Annotated in this window: 12 protein-coding genes; 5 read left to right on the top strand and 7 right to left on the bottom strand. The window is 72.7% G+C overall.

All coding sequences use genetic code 11. From position 1 onward, the window contains the following. Nucleotides 1-108: 108 nt before the first annotated feature. Both ABTY04_RS16760 and ABTY04_RS16755 read right to left on the bottom strand, forming a co-directional pair. Nucleotides 109-795 (bottom strand): hypothetical protein, encoded by a 687-nt coding sequence (locus ABTY04_RS16760; protein ID WP_352214091.1) that lies wholly within the window; start codon nt 793-795, stop codon nt 109-111. Next, nucleotides 792-1394: an RNA polymerase sigma factor gene (locus tag ABTY04_RS16755; protein ID WP_352214090.1), complete on the bottom strand. Its 603-nt coding sequence runs from the start codon at nt 1392-1394 to the stop codon at nt 792-794. The genes ABTY04_RS16760 and ABTY04_RS16755 overlap by 4 nt, the downstream gene beginning before the upstream one ends. Nucleotides 1395-1622: 228 nt before the next feature. Here ABTY04_RS16755 and ABTY04_RS16750 point away from each other — a divergent pair, with 228 nt between their 5' ends. After that, nucleotides 1623-2579, top strand: a complete 957-nt coding sequence (locus ABTY04_RS16750; RefSeq protein WP_352214089.1) for a bifunctional riboflavin kinase/FAD synthetase — start codon at nt 1623-1625, stop codon at nt 2577-2579. A gap of 83 nt (nt 2580-2662) precedes the next feature. Here the strand turns inward: ABTY04_RS16750 and ABTY04_RS16745 are convergent, their stop codons facing one another. The 3 genes from ABTY04_RS16745 to eccE form a co-directional block, all read right to left on the bottom strand. Further along, nucleotides 2663-5161, bottom strand: a complete 2499-nt coding sequence (locus ABTY04_RS16745) for an SCO5717 family growth-regulating ATPase (RefSeq protein ID WP_352214088.1) — start codon at nt 5159-5161, stop codon at nt 2663-2665. A 286-nt stretch (nt 5162-5447) separates the two neighbouring features. After that, entirely contained in the window at nt 5448-6146 is a 699-nt protein-coding gene (locus tag ABTY04_RS16740; protein ID WP_352214087.1) for a hypothetical protein, read from the bottom strand. Beyond that, complete coding sequence (gene eccE, locus ABTY04_RS16735) at nt 6143-7420, bottom strand: type VII secretion protein EccE (RefSeq protein ID WP_352214086.1); 1278 nt, start codon at nt 7418-7420, stop codon at nt 6143-6145. The genes ABTY04_RS16740 and eccE overlap by 4 nt, the downstream gene beginning before the upstream one ends. Before the next feature lie 302 nt (nt 7421-7722). On the opposite strand from eccE, the gene eccB reads away from it, so the two are divergent. From eccB to ABTY04_RS16715, 4 genes are all read left to right on the top strand, one after another. After that, nucleotides 7723-9318: a type VII secretion protein EccB gene (gene eccB, locus ABTY04_RS16730; RefSeq protein ID WP_352214085.1), complete on the top strand. Its 1596-nt coding sequence runs from the start codon at nt 7723-7725 to the stop codon at nt 9316-9318. A gap of 11 nt (nt 9319-9329) precedes the next feature. After that, entirely contained in the window at nt 9330-10601 is a 1272-nt protein-coding gene (gene mycP / locus ABTY04_RS16725) for a type VII secretion-associated serine protease mycosin (protein WP_502996654.1), read from the top strand. A gap of 213 nt (nt 10602-10814) precedes the next feature. Next, a complete protein-coding gene (locus ABTY04_RS16720; protein ID WP_352214084.1) occupies nt 10815-11150 on the top strand; it encodes a WXG100 family type VII secretion target in 336 nt (111 codons plus the stop codon). Between the two features lie 55 nt (nt 11151-11205). Then, the gene (locus tag ABTY04_RS16715) at nt 11206-11514 is read left to right on the top strand and encodes a WXG100 family type VII secretion target (protein WP_352214083.1); all 309 of its coding nucleotides are present in this window, start codon (nt 11206-11208) and stop codon (nt 11512-11514) included. Between the two features lie 82 nt (nt 11515-11596). Here the strand turns inward: ABTY04_RS16715 and ABTY04_RS16710 are convergent, their stop codons facing one another. Together ABTY04_RS16710 and eccCa are read right to left on the bottom strand one after the other, a co-directional pair. Next, nucleotides 11597-11842 carry a DUF397 domain-containing protein gene (locus tag ABTY04_RS16710; RefSeq protein WP_030303613.1) on the bottom strand — a complete coding sequence of 82 codons (246 nt, stop codon included), beginning with the start codon at nt 11840-11842 and terminating at the stop codon, nt 11597-11599. Between the two features lie 185 nt (nt 11843-12027). Beyond that, nucleotides 12028-15993: a type VII secretion protein EccCa gene (gene eccCa / locus ABTY04_RS16705; protein ID WP_352214082.1), complete on the bottom strand. Its 3966-nt coding sequence runs from the start codon at nt 15991-15993 to the stop codon at nt 12028-12030. Nucleotides 15994-16138: the final 145 nt, after the last annotated feature.

Genomic DNA, 16138 nt, shown 5'->3' with positions numbered 1-16138 from the left:
CGTCCGAGCAGGCGCGCGGAGTGACTGGAGGGAGCGTAAGGGGGCGCTTTCGCCGCCCGCGCTCCCGCCCGCACCTGTTCTTCGCCGAGGCCGGCCTCGCGCCCCCGGCTATCTCTTGGCTGCCTCCCCCTGCTTGACGAGCGCCTCGCTCGGCAGTTCCTCGGGCAGGCCGGGGCGGCCAGAGGGCGAGACGGGCGAGTACGTCCCCGTGGGTTTCCTCGGAGGCTCGTCGACACCCCAGGAGAAGTTGTCGGGGATGCAGGACGGTACAAGCGAGGTGCGCAGCGAGCCGAACGAACCTCGCCAGGGGCCCTTCCCGGACATCGTGAACACGAGGGTGTGGCCCACCGGGAGCGTCTTTGAGTTGATCTTCAACAGGGGGCCGTCGCCCTCAGTCGTGAGGAGCCCGTCCGCAGCGTCGAAACCGCCGGGCGGCCATTCGGAGCACTCGCTCGCCGGCTTCACGGGAACCCTCGTGAAGCTGACTCCCAGGGCGCGGAGCTCGCGCTCCAGCCCGGGCAGCCCGTCGGGCTTGAACATCTTGACCGTGATGGTGCCGTCACTGCCCTTCGTCAGGGCGTACGCGGGCGAGCTGCCGCCGTCGTCGCCGACGACCGGGAGGGCGAGCAGGCCGGCCGCCGCCGCTGCCACGCCGACCGCGAGGGGCATCCGGAACCGGCGGGCGGGGGAGCGGACCGCGAAGTCGGCCTGCTCCTCGATCCGGCCGCGGTCAGCAGCGATCGCGAGGAGCTCCTCCTTGAGACGCTCCTCGAACCGGGTGGGCCTGGTGTTCATCGCGCTGCCTCCAACTGGTGTGCCGGGACGGGGAATTCGGACGGTGCGGACGCGCTCCGCAGAATGCGCCGGGCGCGGTGCAGGCGGACCCGGACGGTGGCCTGGGTGACGCCGAGAGCCTGAGCGGCCTCGGCCGGACTCAGCCCGTCCAGGACGACCAGGTCGAGGACGGCCCGCAGCGGCTCCGACAGGGCGGCATGTCTCTCGGCCAGCTTCCGGAACGCCCGCTGGGCGTCGATCCGCTCCTCCAGCGCTGCGACGTCCTCGTCGCAGAGCAGCCGGCGGCCGCTCAGCCGCTCCATCGCGCCGCGCTCGCGGGCCCGGCCGCGCGCATGGCCCGCGAGGACGTTCCGCGCGATGCCGTAGAGCCAGGCGACCGGGACCCCGCGGTCCGGCCGGTACTCCGGAGCCGCCTTGAGGGCTGCGAGGAAGATGTCGGCCGTCAGATCCGCCGCGAGATGCGGGTCGGCGACCCGCCGGGTGACGAACCCGAGAACCGCGTCTATGTGCTCCTGGTAGAACGCCCCGAATCCCTCGGGTGTGGTCAGATCCGGCGGTCCGATCCCCGCCGGCACGGTCTCCTGCTCGGTGCTGCCCACCGGGCCCCCTCCCTGGTGCCGGGGACCCGTACGGGTCCCTCCACCCCTTACTTGGCCGCAGCCGCCCCGACCGTTACATCCGCGCGCCGCGGCGCCGCCCCGCCGAGATGACACAGAGCGCCCCCGGCCAGATACCGATGCGGGGCCCCGGGCACGGGCATGGCAGTCTTAGACCTGCAATCGGCAACCAGTACAGGGCCTACACGGTTCGGGCGAGGAGCGGTCACAGTGCAGCGCTGGCGTGGCTTGGAGGACATCCCCGAGGACTGGGGACGCAGCGTCGTCACCATCGGCTCGTACGACGGTGTGCACCGCGGCCACCAGCTGATCATCGGGCGGGCCGTGGCCAAGGCGCGCGCCCTCGGCGTCCCGTCCGTCGTCGTGACCTTCAGCCCCCACCCGAGCGAGGTCGTGCGCCCCGGCAGCCACCCGCCGATCCTGGCCCCGTACGACCGCCGTGCCGAACTGATGGCCGGACTGGGCGTGGACGCACTGCTGATCCTCCCGTTCACGGCGGAGTTCTCGCAGCTCTCCCCGGCCGACTTCATCGTGAAGGTGCTCGTCGACAAGCTGCACGCCCGGGCCGTCATCGAGGGCCCGAACTTCCGCTTCGGCCACCGCGCAGCCGGAGACGTCGGCTTCCTCCGCGAGCTGGGCGGGACGTACGACTACGAGGTCGAGGTCGTGGACCTGGTCGAGCGCGGCGAGGCGGGCGGCGGCGTGCCCTTCTCCTCGACCCTGGCGCGCAGGCTGGTCGCCGAGGGCGACATGCAGGGCGCGGCCGAGATCCTGGGCCGGCCGCACCGGGTCGAGGGCGTCGTCGTGCGCGGCGCCCAGCGCGGGCGCGAGCTCGGCTTCCCGACGGCCAACGTCGAGACGGCCCCGCACACCGCCATCCCGGCGGACGGCGTGTACGCGGGCTGGCTCACGGCCAACGGCGAGCGGATGCCCGCGGCGATCTCGGTCGGCACGAACCTGCAGTTCGACGCCACCGAGCGGACCGTCGAGGCGTACGCGATCGACCGGGTCGGCCTGGACCTGTACGGAATGCACGTGACCGTGGACTTCCTCGCCTATGTGCGGGGCATGGCGAAGTTCGAATCGCTGGACGGCCTGCTTGAGGCCATCGCGGACGATGTGAAGCAGGCACGGACGCTGACGGAGGCGTACGACGCGGAGCGCTGAGCCGGGGCCGCTGCCCCCTCGAATCGAATGCGGAAGGGCCCGTGCCTCCCTGGTGGAGGAACGGGCCCTTCGTGCTGTCGTCGTCAGCCGAGGCGAGGGTCCCGCGGGGGCTGTTGCGGGTGCTGTGGCTGCTGCTGCCAGGGCTGGCCGGGCTGTGGGTAGGGCTGGCCGTACGGCTGCGGAGGCTGCTGGTACGGGGACGGGCCCTGGGGCTGGCCGTACGGCTGGCCCTGCGGCTGCGGCTGCGGCTGCTGGGGTGCTCCCCAGTGGCCCTGGGGGGTCTGCTGGGCGGCGCGGACGAAGTCCTCGGCCACGAGGGCGGAGAGGTTGAAGTACGCCTCCCGGGTCTTCGGCCGCATCAGGTCGAGGTCGACCTCGGCGCCGGCCGCGAGGTGCTCGTCGAACGGAACCACGACGACGCCCCGGCAACGGGTCTCGAAGTGCTGGACGATGTCCTCGATCTTGATCATCTTGCTGGTTTCGCGGACCCCCGAGATGACGGTGAGGGAACGGGAGACCAGGTCGGCGTACCCGTGCGCGGAGAGCCAGTCGAGCGTGGTGCTCGCGCTGCTGGCGCCGTCCACCGACGGGGTCGAGATGATGATCAGCTGATCGGCCAGGTCCAGGACACCGCGCATGGCGGAGTAGAGGAGACCGGTGCCCGAGTCGGTCAGGATGATCGGGTACTGGCGGCCGAGCGTGTCGATGACGCGGCGGTAGTCCTCGTCGTTGAAGGTCGTGGAGACGGCAGGGTCCACGTCGTTGGCGATGATCTCCAGCCCGGAGGGGGCCTGGGAGGTGAACCGCCTGATGTCCATGTACGAGTTCAGGTACGGGATCGCCTGGACCAGGTCCCGGATCGTGGCCCCGGTCTCGCGGCGGACCCGGCGGCCGAGGGTGCCGGCGTCGGGGTTCGCGTCGATGGCCAGGATCTTGTCCTGGCGCTCGGTGGCGAGGGTGGCGCCGAGCGCGGTGGTGGTCGTGGTCTTGCCGACGCCGCCCTTGAGGCTGATGACGGCGATGCGGTAGCAGGACATGACCGGGGTGCGGATGAGTTCGAGCTTGCGCAGGCGGTCCGCTTCGGCCGCCTTGCCGCCGAAGCGGAACCCGGCGCGCTGGGGCTTGGGCTTCTGCTTGCCGCGCAGCAGGCGGTCGGAGGACAGCTCGACGGCGGCGGTGTAGCCGAGAGGTGCCCCGCCGCCGGCCGGGCCGGGCTGGTAGCGAGGGTCGTGCGGCTGCGGACCCGGCTGGGGCCCGGCGGCCCACTGGCCACTGCCGTGGGGGTCGTACTGCGGTTGCTGGTGCTGCGGCTGCGGTGGTACGGGCGCGGGGCCCGGGGCCGGGGCGGGCTGCGCGGGCGGGAAGGCGTAGCCGCTCGCGTCCACGGGCTGCTGGGACTGCGGCTGCGCAGGTACGGGGGCGGGCGGGAAGCCGTAGCCGTCCTGGGGCGCCGCCGCGGTGGGTGCGGGAGCCGGGGGGAAGCCGTACCCGTCCTGCGGAGTCGCGGCCGGGCCGGGGGCGGGCGGAAAGCCGTACCCGTCCTGCGGAGCCGTCGTCGCGGCGGGGAACGCGGGCGGCAGCGACGGGAGTTCGCCTCCGGATCCCCCGAAGGGGGGTTCCACGGGCGGGTGAAACGCATCTGCGGGGCTGACGGGCCCCGGCGCTTCCGGTACGGGGGGCGCGAAGGGTGCGGGGACGGCGTCGGCCACGGGCGCGGGAGCAGCCTCCGGCCCCGGGCCCGCGAACGGGATGGCCGTCCCGTCGGGCGGGGTGTCGTGCCGCTGGACGGTGGAAGGTCCCTCGAAGGAAGTCTTCACGAACGGTCCCGGTGCATCGGCGGGGGCCTCGACCGGGATGCTGAAGGGCGCCGGTGCCGGCAGGGCGGGTGCTTCGGCCGCGGGCGGGAACGCCGCGGGCCCACCGATGCTGTCGGCGGGGGTGCCGAAGGCTGCCGGGTCCGGTGCCGGTGCCGGTGCCGGTGCCGGCAGGGCGGGTGCTTCGGCCGCGGGCGGGAGTGCCGCGGGTCCGCCGGTGTGGTCGGCCGGGGCCGGTACCGGGAACATCGCAGGTCCACCGATGCTGTCGGCGGGGGTGCCGAAGGCTGCCGGGTCCGGTGCCGGTGCCGGTGCCGGCAGGGCGGGTGCTTCGGCCGCGGGCGGGAGTGCCGCGGGCGCGCCGGTGTGGTCGGCCGGGGTGCTGAACGGTGCCGGTGCCGGTGGTGCGGGGGTCTCGGCCGCGGGCGGGAACGCCGCAGGTCCGGCGGTGTGGTCGGCCGGAGTGCCGAAAGGTGCCGGGGGCGCGGTCGGCGAGGGCACGCCTGCGCCGTCCGACGGGGTGCGGGGGGCCGACGGGGCCATCCGCATCGTCGGGGGCGAGGCCACGTCCGACGGGCGGTGGGGTTCGAAGCCGCTGCCCTCGGGGAGGCCCGGTACCGGAGTGGCCGGGGCCGCACCCTGCGTGTACCAGGCCGGCGGGGTGTAGTCGATGGTGAACTCGCCCGTCACCTCGGGCTCCGCGTCGGACTGATCGTCCGTCGGGACGTCCCACGTCCCGCCGCGCCTCTCGTTCCGATCGCCGCTCACTGGTCCTCCTGGTCTGTCGAACACTGGTCCGGCGCCCACCTCGACGCCGCGCCCGCGCTCAGCCTAATCGCGCGCCGACGCCGGTGTCCGCCCCCGTCGGACGCCCCGCGGCGCGGGGCCCTCGCGGGCCGGCGTGATGCCGTCGTCCTTGCCTTCCTGCCTACAGGGTGGCCGCTCCCTGAGCAACCGTCACGGGTCCGGCGCGGTGCGGCTGCGCGGGACCTCGCTCCACCCGGATTCCGGGGCCCTGCGCGGCCCCCGGGCAGGAGGCCGGGAGCGGCGGTGGTCAGTCGATGCGGCGGGAGGGGCCCAGAAGGCCCGTTTCCGCCTCCGTGCCCTGGGTCATCACGAACTGGCGGTCCCGCGGCGTGCACCACAGCGTGACCCCGTCGCCCAGCGTCGGCAGCGAATCCACCGCCGCCCGAGGCAGGTTCATCAGGCGGCCGAGCTGTTCCGCCTCGTCCGGGGACACCCGCTGCACGCCCACCAGCGACGAGTTCTGGAGCAGCCTCGGAGCCGTCGGGCTCAGGTACGGCAGCAGTGTCAGCACCGACTGCCAGGGGCCCGCCACCACGCGCCCGCGCGGTGGCCGCATCCCGCAGTCGCGGATCACCAGCACCGGGCTGCCCGCCGACGCGCCCTGCGGCGGCACCCGGCCGACCTCGTGCAGCGTCACGCACTGCTGGCCGCCGCCGGCTGCCTGGGCCAGCCCCGACCACACCTGCCCGCGCCCGGTCTCCACCGCCACCCGTGCGCCCGTGGCCGCCGCGCGCAGCGCCAGCACCTGCGCCGTCCACAGACCGCCGATCAGCGTCATCTCGTACGGCGTCGGCCGGTTGATGCCGAGCACCGCCGGACGCCCCTCCGCGTCGACGCCGATGACGACCCCGTCGTCCCCGACGGGCAGCGCCAGCACGTCCAGGTCCGCCGCCGGGACCACATGCCGTTCCCGACGCGGGCCGATCAGCCCGAAGCCGCCTCTCATCGCGCCCCTCCCAGCGGCAGCGAAGCCAGCAGCCCCGGTACCTGTTCACGGTCGAGCCGGACCAGCCCGGTGCGCACACCGCGGGCCGTCCGTTCCAGTTCCCGGCGGGCAGCCACGAGTTCCTCGTCGCTGCGCCCCGTGACCCGTACATGGCCGGTCAGCGTCACGCCCTGGCGCTCGGCCGGAGCCATCGTCAGGCTGAAGTTCGTCGCCAGCGCCGGCAGCGAGGTCAGCAGTGCCACGAACTGCGGCAGCGAAGCCGCTCCGGTGCCGCCGAGTTGCGGCCAGCGGCCTATCCAGTACGTGGTGTGCCGCCGGTCGTCGCAGCGCCAGATCCGGGCAGTCTCCTCCGTCCGCCGGCCGGTGCTCGCCGAGCGGCCCGCCTGCGTGATCGCCATCGGGTTCGCGCACGAGGAGGTGGCCAGCGCGGCCGTGAGCTCCTGCTCGGTGAGCACGGTGGCCCGGAACCCGGCCCCGGTCAGCCGGCTCGCCAACTGGTCGGCGGCCCGCACCACACAGCGCTGCGCGCCCGCGAGCCCGCCGCCGCGTGCGGTGACCGCCTCGGGGCACAGCTCCGGGTCGAGCTTCAGCGCGATCCAGGTCAGCCGCACCGCCGGGGCACCCGTAGTGGCCTGGAGCGGCGCGTAGTTGCGGGTCGCCATCGACTGGGCCGGCAGATGCGGGGCCGGTGCGGGCTGCGTGTGCTGCACCAGCTGCGCGGACTCCAGCCGGATGCCGTCGACTTCGAGGATGTCCCGTACGAGGGCCAGCGGCAGCGGCCGCGCACCGCGGTCGGGCCGCAACGCGGTGGCGTCCATGTCCACTTGGACGACGGCGGTCAGGAACGTCCCGTCGCCGACCATGCCGACCGGCCGCCGGTCACGGTCGCTGAACGTGAGGGTCCGCAGGGCCGGGTCGGCCTCGACGAGCGGGGCCAGCCCGGGCTCGGTACCCGCGGGCACCGTGAACGACGCGGCCCGGCGGCGCCGCGAGCGCAGCGCGAGCGCGCTGCCGATCCACTCGGGCAGGGAGCGCTGGTGGCGGCGTACGACGGCGAGCACCACGAGGACGAGCGCCAGCACACCGGCCGGAACGAGCAGCAGCGGCTCCACGACCCAGGCCACCAGCAAGGCGGCCACGGCGATCTGGAGCAGCACGAGTTGTTGCAATCGAAACGGACCGAAGCGGCCCGGGCTCGACTTCGGATTCGGCGTCACCCCGCCGCGTGCGGGTGCGGGTGCGCCCGTCTGCGGTTGTGTCGCGGTGGCCGTCACTCGCCCACCTCCCCTTTCTCCCCCAGCTACCGCTGGGAGGTGCCCCCAGGGGCCGTACCCCGTGAGTGCCGGAGCCGGGCGCTGCCCACCGCATCACCCCGGAATCTCCGCAATCCACCCCAACAAGCCCTGATGCCCCGACGAACCGTGAATCGTGCGGTCGGGAAGGCAGTGAGCGGCAGCCTCACCCTACCCGGCCCGTACGCACCCTCAGCCAAGAGGCATAGTAGGTCCCCGGTCCGACAATCGAGGCCCGGGGACCGTACTCACCGACCGGGCCGTGCGGGGAGAAGCAGGCGGTCATGGCATCACGACGTGATGAACTCAACGCGTACACCTTTGCGAAGCGGCGCACGGTGGCCGCTTTCCTCCAGCCTTCCGCCACGGGCTCCGAGGAAGGTGCGCCGCGTCCGCTGCGCGCGGTCCTGCCCGGGCTGGTGGCGGGGGCGCTCGTACTCGCCGCGTTCGGCGCCTGGGGGATGTTCAAGCCGCAGGCCCCCAAGGGCTGGGACGAGGCCGGCACCAAGGTCATCGTCGGCAAGCAGTCGACGACCCGGTACGTGGTGCTGACGACCAAGGTGAACGGCAAGGACACGACCCGGCTGCACCCGGTGCTCAACCTGGCTTCCGCCCGACTCCTGCTGGATCCGCAGAAGTTCAAGGTCATCCAGATCGACGACAAGATCCTGGACGCGGGCAAGCCGCCGCGCGGGCCCATCATCGGCATCCCGTACGCGCCCGACCGGCTGCCGGCCCCGCAGGACGCGGGCAAGGCCAAGCGCTGGGCCGTCTGTCAGGCGCCGGGCGGCAACGGCAAGACCGTGCAGACCGCCACGTTCGTCCTCGCCGACCGGGAGGCGGGGCTGATGGACGACACCCGCAAGGTCACCGACGGCCAGATGCTGTACGTGCAGAGCACGGGCGGCGGCAAGGAGCGCTACCTGGTCGACGCGACGGGGACGAAGTACAAGTTCCCCGAAGGCGGAGCGGACGCGGGGAAGATGACCAACGCGCTGGTCGGCAGCACCGGCGCCTCCCCGCAGCAGGTCACCGAACAGTGGCTGGCCACCCTCAACTCCGGCGATGACCTGGCCTTCCCGCAGCTGCCCTCCGCGGCCGGCACGAAGGCCGACGTCCAGGGGCTGACCACCGGTGACAACAAGGTCGGCATGGTGCTGAAGGCGCAGACCGGCTCCGGCGCGCAGCACTACGTGGTCCTGCCCGGGAAGGTCGCCCCGGTCTCCGATTTCGTGGCGTGGCTGCTGATTTCGGCGCCAGCGACCGACGGTCTCAACATGCACGGAAAGCCCCGCGAGGTCGACCTCCAGTCGCTCAACCCGGACGCCACGGCGTTCAAGGGCGAGGCCAAGTGGCCCCAGAAGAAGGCCGACCGGATCAACCAGGCCGGCGGCGCGGAAGCCGCCCAGGGCGCCACGGCCCAGGGCGCCGGCGCCCGCGACACCGTCTGCAACGTGCTGCGCTCGGTCGACGGCCAGGGCAACCAGACGCTGAGCACCTGGGCCGGCACCGGATTCCCCATCGACATCACCGCCAGCGGCACCAGCGCGTACGTCACACCGGGCTCGGGACTGCTCTACACGCAGGTCCAGGGCCGGCAGACCACGGCGGGCGGCGCCCTCTTCCTGGTCACGGACACCGGCCTGCGGTACGCGGTTCAGGCCAACGGGGACAGCGACGCCGAGAAGTCGAAGATCGGCGCCCCCGACCAGCCGAACGGCCAGGGTGCCGCCGATGGCCGCCCCGAGGCCAGCCAGGCGCAGATCAGGCTCGGCTACGGGGCCGTCGCTCCGGCCATGGTGCCCATCGCCTGGTCCGAGTTCCTCTCCAAGGGGCCGCGCCTGGACACCAACTCCGCCCGCCAGCCCCAGGGTTCGTGAGGAAGCCGCCGATGCCCATGCCCTCGTACACGCGCAGCGCACTCGTCACCGCCGCGCTGGCCGCAGCCGTCCTGTCGGGTACGGCTTCCGTGGCCGGCGCCGCTGCGGCCCCGGCCGCACCGCACCCCGAGCCCGTCCGTGCACCGGCCTTGCGCCTCGCGGGCGCCGGCGAGTGCACCTTCCCCATGAAGAAGCAGATCGCCGACCGCCCCTGGGCTCTCCAGAGGTTGCTGCTCGACGCGCTCTGGGCGCAGACCAAGGGCAAGGACAAGGACGGCAAGAGCGTTCGTGTCGCGGTCATCGACACCGGCGTGGACCGGGCGAACCCGCAGCTCAGCGGCGCCATCGACGTCGGCGCGGGCAAAGACCTCGTCGACCCCAAGGGCGGTGACGGCACCACCGACACCGTCGGCCACGGCACCAAGGTGGCCGGGCTGATCGCGGCCCGCCCGCAGGAGGGCACCGGCTTCGTCGGCCTGGCCCCCGACTCCACGATCATCCCGATCCGGCAGAACGACGGGCAGGGCAAGGGAAACGCCCTCTCCCTGGGCCAGGCGATCGACCACGCGGTGTCCAAGGGCGCCCAGGTCATCAACATCTCCCAGGACACCGACGTCCCACTGAGCGCCGACTCCGAGCTCGGCAAGGCCGTCCAGCGTGCCGTCGACGCGAAGGTCGTGGTCGTGGCCTCGGCGGGCAACGACGGCATGAGCGGCGAGAAGCGCAGGACGTACCCGGCGGCCTTCCCCGGCGTCCTCGCCGTGGCCTCCTCGGACCGGAACAACGAACGGGCCCCGTTCTCCCAGCCCGGCGACTTCATCGGCGTCGCCGCGCCCGGCGTCGACATGGTCTCCACCGTCCCCGGCTTCGGCCAGTGCATCGACAACGGCACCAGCTTCTCGGCGCCCTACGTCGCCGGAGTCGCCGCCCTGCTGCGGGCCAAGCACCCGGACTGGTCCCCTCAGGAGGTCATCTGGCAGATCCAGGGGACCGCCGAGCGCTCGGTCAACGGCCGTGACGACTACGTCGGATGGGGCGTCGTGGACCCGGTGCGCGCGGTCACCCAGGACCACGACCGCCCCAAGGCCCCCGTCCCGGACCCCGGCCCGCCCCCGGCGGCGGCCCCCCAGGCGGCGGCGCTGCGGATGACCGAGACGGCGCAGGAGCGCGAGGAGCGGTTCGGCACCTACGCCCTCGGCATCGCGGGCGTGCTGATCGCGGTCATCGCGGGTACCGCGACGGTCGTCCGGGATGCCCGCAAGCGCCGAGGCCGTTTGCAGTGAACCGTCACAGTTCATCAACGGAAACGGCCTGCCGGTGTTGGGACGGTCCGATGAACTGGCTAGAGTGGCACCAGGCTTCACGACTGTGATCGGGGGATCGCGTGAGGCGGAGGGGGAATTCCGGGGCGCGCGGCAGGAGTCCGCGCCGGGAACGTCCGCTCTGCTGCGCAATCCGCCGGTTCTGCCGGCGAATTGAGAAGTGAGGAGCTTCGGATGAGCAATTTCGGACTCGCAGACGATCCGATCGTCCAGGCGAAGAACAAGATCGAGACGACGGCCAATGCCGTCACCACCCAGTCCCGCGAGCTGGCCGACATCCTCGCCACGGTGAGTGCCGGCTGGACCGGTGTGGGCGCCTCGGGCTTCGTTTCCGCCCAGACGGTCGTCAACGAGGACCACGACGAGATCCGTCGTCTGCTCGGGGTGCTGCACAACGCGGTCGCGCAGACCAAGAACCTCAGCAACGCGCAGGACGACGACGTGCGCGCGGCGTTCAAGACGGTACAGGCCTCCGCGGGCCAGGGCGACTCCGGCCTCAACGGCATCTGACCAGCCCTTTTACGTCGTTCCCCACTCAGCTCAGCCCAGCGCGAAGGAGAAGAACATGGCTGGTTCCGACGGCCACACCAAGGTCCGGTATGAGAGCGTCCAGGAGATGGCGAACCGCATCCGGGTCGTCTCGAAGAAGATCATGACGGACCTGGAGGAGATGGACCAGGCCCTCAAGGTCGTCACCGACACCTGGGACGGTGAGGCGCACCAGGCGTACGTCACCCTCCAGGGGAAGTACAAGGGCAAGGCCGAGCACATGAAGAACCAGCTGGAGCAGGTCGCCCAGCTGATCGAGCGCGGCAAGGGCGACTACCGCGCCACCGACGTGAAGGCCTCGCGCCTGTTCACCGAGGCCTACTGAGCCCGGCCGGCCGCAGCCGCATGCGGATACGGGGCGCGCCCGCACCGGGCGCGCCCCGTCGTCGTACCCCGGTGTACGGGCCTCAGCGAGGGCCGCGGTCCAGGTCGAACTCCCCGTCCCTGGCCCCGAGTACGAAGGCCTCCCACTCGGCCGCCGTGTAGCGCAGGACGGTGTCCCGGTCGAGCGAGGACCGCATGGCCACCGCACCCTCGGGCAGCCGCGCGATCTCGACCCGCTCCTCGTCGGGGCTGGTCCCGGGCGGGCCCTCCCACTCCACGCCGCTGATGTCGAGCGCGTACAGCTCGTCCTTCTCCTGCTGAGTGCCCATGTGCGGCCTTTCCCTCGGCGGTGCGTGCGGTGCTACCGCGGTCTCCACCACCGATTATCGGTGCTGCCGGCGCGCACGGGGGAGTGTTTCGCCTTGATCACCCGAGCAGCCGGCCGTCCGACGACCTCAGCGAGGCCGTCAGGATTCCCGGGGCCCGGGCGACAGCCCGCCCGGGCCCCCAGGCCTCACATCCCCGGCATCCGCCCCAGCTGGACGAGCGAGGTTCCCCGCTTGCGCGAGGAGAAGTACGCCCGGCCCGGCGGCATCGGCCGCGGTCGGACATTGCCGATCAGGTCGCCCTCGGACGGGTCGCCCGACAGGACCACGCCCTGCGCGCCGAGCTCCTTGATGCGCTGCATGAACGGCTCGTACAGCGACCGCGAGGCACCCGCCGAGCTGCGCGCGATGATGAAGCGGACACCGGTGTCCCGGGCGAACGGCAGGTACTCCACCAGCGGGGCCAGCGGATTGCCCTGGCTCGTGGCCACCAGGTCGTAGTCGTCGATGACGATGAACACGTCCGGGCCGGTCCACCAGCTGCGGTCGCGCAGCTGCTGCGGGGTGACGTCGGTCGGCGGCTGCCGCCGCGAGAAGACGCCGCCCAGCGCCTCCATGTGCGTCTGCAGGGAGCTCGCCATCGGCGCGTACTCCAGCAGGTGCTCCTCCGGCAGCGCCCCGAGCAGGCTGCGCCGGTAGTCGCCGACGACGAGGCGGGCCTGCTCCGGGGTGTACCGCTCCGCGATCTGGCGGCATATCAGCCGCAGCAGGTTCGTCTTGCCGGACTCGCTCTCGCCGAACACGAGGAAGAACGGGTCGCTCTCGAAGTCGACGAACACCGGCTCCAGGTCCGTCTCGTCGATGCCGATGGCCAGCCCGCGGCCGGGCTGCTCCCCGCCGCGGGGCAGCTGGTCCGCGTGCAGCAGCCGCGGCAGCAGCCGTACGCCGGGAGCCGCGGCCCCCGCCCAGTTCTGCTTCACCGACGACACGAAGGCGGCCGTGGCCTCCGACAGGTCCTCCGGGTCGTGCGCGCCGTCGATCCGCGGCAGTGAGCCCAGGAAGTGCAGCTTCTCCGCCACCTGGCCGCGGCCCGGCATCCCCGTCGGCACGTTCGCCGCGACCTTGCGGTCGAACTCGGAGTCCATGACGTCGCCGAGCCGCAGCTCCAGCCGGTTCAGCATCTGGTCCTTGAGCGCGGCCCGCACCTCCATGTACCGCGCCGCCGTGATCACCACGTGGATGCCGTAGCCCAGACCGCGCGAGGCGATGTCCGTGACCACGGAGTCCAGTCCCTCGTACTCGGTCCGGAAACCGCCCCAGCCGTCGATGACGAGGAACACGTCGCCCCACGCCTCGCCGGGCAGCTCGCCCGCCGCCCGCCGCCGCCGGTACGTGCCGATCGAGTCGATGTTGTTCGCGCGGAAGAACTCCTCGCGGCGGTTGAGGATGCCCCCCACCTCCGCGACCGTGCGCCGCACCCGCTCCGGGTCCAGGCGCGAGGCGATCCCGCCCACGTGCGGCAGCTCCGCCACCGCCGACAGGCTGCCGCCGCCGAAGTCCAGCCCGTAGAACTGCACCTCGCGCGGCGTGTGCGTCAGCGCGAACGCGGAGATCAGCGTCCGCATCAGCGTCGACTTGCCGGACTGCGGGCCGCCGACCACCATCATGTGGCCCGCCGCACCCGAGAAGTCCCGGTAGAGCACCTCGCGCCGCTGCTCGAAGGGCTTGTCGATGAGGCCGAGCGGTACGACGAGCCCGCCGGGCCGCGTGTACCCCTCCGCGTGCAGCCCCCGCTCCGCCGAAGTCGCCAGGGCCGGGAGCAACTGGTCCAGCGGCGGGGCCTGGTCGAGCGGCGGCAGCCACACCTGGTGGGCCGGCACCCCCTGGCCCTCCAGCCGGGCCACGATCACGTCCAGCACCGTGTCCGCGAGCGCGTCGTCCTCCCGCTCCGACTGCGCCGCCAGGTACGCCGGGTCCGGCGCCGCGTACACGACCGGCACCGGCACCGCCGTGAACAGGGCGGGCCGCCGCTCCACCGGGAACAGGCCGACCGACAGGTCCGGCCCGCCCGAGCGGTAGGTGCCCGAGACGTACGCCGCCTTGAACCGCGTCATCTCGTCCGTACCGAACTTCAGGTAGCCCGAACCCGGCACCGACGGCAGGTGGTACGCGTCCGGCACGCCGATCGCGGTACGCGACTCGGCCGCCGAGAAGGTCCGCAGGCCGATCCGGTACGACAGGTACGTGTCCAGCCCGCGCAGCTTGCCCTCCTCCAGGCGCTGCGAGGCCAGCAGCAGGTGCACACCCAGCGAACGGCCGATGCGGCCGATCTGGATGAACATGTCGATGAAGTCCGGCTTCGCGGTCAGCAGCTCGCTGAACTCGTCGATGACCAGCACCAGCGAGGCCAGCGGCTCCAGCGGGGCACCCGCCGCACGGGCCTTCTCGTAGTCGTGGATGTTCGCGTAGTTGCCCGCCGAGCGCAGCAGCTCCTGCCGGCGCTGGAGCTCGCCGCGGATCGAGTCGCCCATGCGGTCCACGAGCGTGAGGTCGTCCGCCAGGTTGGTGATGACCGCGGCTACGTGCGGCATCTGCCCCATGCCGGTGAAGGTCGCACCGCCCTTGAAGTCCGCGAGGACGAAGTTCAGCGTCTCCGACGTGTGCGTGACCGCGAGGCCCAGCACCAGCGTGCGCAGCAGCTCCGACTTGCCGGAACCGGTCGCGCCCACGCACAGGCCGTGCGGGCCCATGCCCTCCTGCGCGGCCTCCTTGAGGTCCAGCATGACCGGCGCGCCGTCCTCGCCGACACCGATCGGCACGCGCAGCCGCTCACCGGCGGACCGCGGCCGCCAGGTCCGGGCCACGTCGATCGAGGCCGCGTCGCCCAGGTTCAGCAGATCCGTGAAGTCCAGGTTGGCCAGCAGCGGTTCGTCGTCGTCCCCGCCGCCGGTGCGCAGCGGCGCCAGCTGCCGTGCGAGCGCCTCCGCCGCGGGCAGCGACAGGGTGTCCGGTACGCCCTCGTACGCGATCCCCCCGCCCGATTCCAGCCGCAGCCGGCCCGGCCGCACCACGACGGACAGCCCGCCGCGCGGCTCGTCCAGCTCGCCCGCGACCACCTCGACGATGGTGACGCCCTGGAGCCCCTCGGCCGCGGCGAACGCGGAGTCCGGCGGCACCAGGCCGCCACGGGAGTTGGCGTCCAGTACGACGACCAGGTGCGGCTGGTCCAGCACCGGGGACACGTCGCGGCTGAACCGCGGCCGCCCCTCCAGCCGGGGCGCCAGCAGTCCCTCCAGCTCGGTCAGGTCATCGCTGAACAGCCGCTTCGTACCGGCCCCGTCGACCTGCCCCGGAACCTGCGTGTGCGGCAGCCACTTCGTCCAGTCCCACGAGGGCACCGCGCCGGGCGCGGCCACCACGGCCACCACCAGGTCCTCGGGGGAGTGCAGCGTCGCCAGCTGTGCCACCAGCGCCCGCGCCGTCCCGCGCGCCGACTCCGGCTCCCCGGACACCGTCACGTGGTAGAACGCCCGCAGCGACACCGCCACCGGCAGCCCGTCCAGCGAGGAGTGCACCTTCAGGAAGCGCTGCATCGCGCCGGCCGTCAGCGGCTCCAGCTCGTCCACCGGCGCCGTGTCCGGCGCCACCAGCGGAGTCGCAAGGCGCTGGGCGCCCAGCCCGAGCCGGGCCTGCCCGAAGTCCTCGTCGCCGACACGCCGCTCCCACAGCCTCGAACCCTCGGCCACCACGGACCACAACTGCTCGGGCGCCGGGTGCAGATACAACTGCGCGTCACGCTGCGCCCGTGCGGTCCTGCGGACCTGGCGGCGGGTCTGCGCGAGGTACTTCAGGTAGTCCCGGCGCACATCGGCCATTTGCCCCTGCGTACCGCGCCGGTGGCGCACCAGCTGGGCGAGGACCATGCCCACCGTGGACACCAGCATCAGCACACCCATGATGCGCATGAACGGCGCCGCACCCGGCATGAAGAAGAAGACGACCGACGAGCCCATGCCGAGCATCGGCAGGAGCTGCATCAGCATGCCCTCCTGCTGCCCGCGGGGGAGCTCCGGCGGAGCCTCCAGCCTCAGCTCGTCCGAAGGAACTTCGGGCGGCAAGGACCGCGGCGGGCGTTTGACGACGATCTGACTCACCGGAGCATCAATCCCTCGAAAACGGACGGGACGTCGCAACCGGCGCCCCCAAGTCCCGGGCGCGAAGGGGGTCTCCCCTGCGCGACGGTGATCCTACTTGCCGACAGTCATGCATACTCCCGGTAGGGTGGCCCGCGCAGTATGC

The organism is Streptomyces sp. NPDC097981 (assembly GCF_040302565.1).
GTDB lineage: Bacteria > Actinomycetota > Actinomycetes > Streptomycetales > Streptomycetaceae > Streptomyces.
The sequence above is the reverse complement of the archived record's forward strand: the minus strand, read 5'-3'. Positions and strand labels throughout refer to the sequence as shown.

Coding starts and splice junctions, on each gene's coding strand:
- ABTY04_RS16760 (WP_352214091.1), bottom strand. CDS start 795: ATGAACACCAGGCCCACCCGGTTCGAGGAGCGTCTCAAGGAGGAGCTC.
- ABTY04_RS16740 (WP_352214087.1), bottom strand. CDS start 6,146: ATGAGAGGCGGCTTCGGGCTGATCGGCCCGCGTCGGGAACGGCATGTG.
- eccB (WP_352214085.1), top strand. CDS start 7,723: ATGGCATCACGACGTGATGAACTCAACGCGTACACCTTTGCGAAGCGG.
- mycP (WP_502996654.1), top strand. CDS start 9,330: ATGCCCATGCCCTCGTACACGCGCAGCGCACTCGTCACCGCCGCGCTG.
- ABTY04_RS16720 (WP_352214084.1), top strand. CDS start 10,815: ATGAGCAATTTCGGACTCGCAGACGATCCGATCGTCCAGGCGAAGAAC.
- ABTY04_RS16715 (WP_352214083.1), top strand. CDS start 11,206: ATGGCTGGTTCCGACGGCCACACCAAGGTCCGGTATGAGAGCGTCCAG.
- ABTY04_RS16710 (WP_030303613.1), bottom strand. CDS start 11,842: ATGGGCACTCAGCAGGAGAAGGACGAGCTGTACGCGCTCGACATCAGC.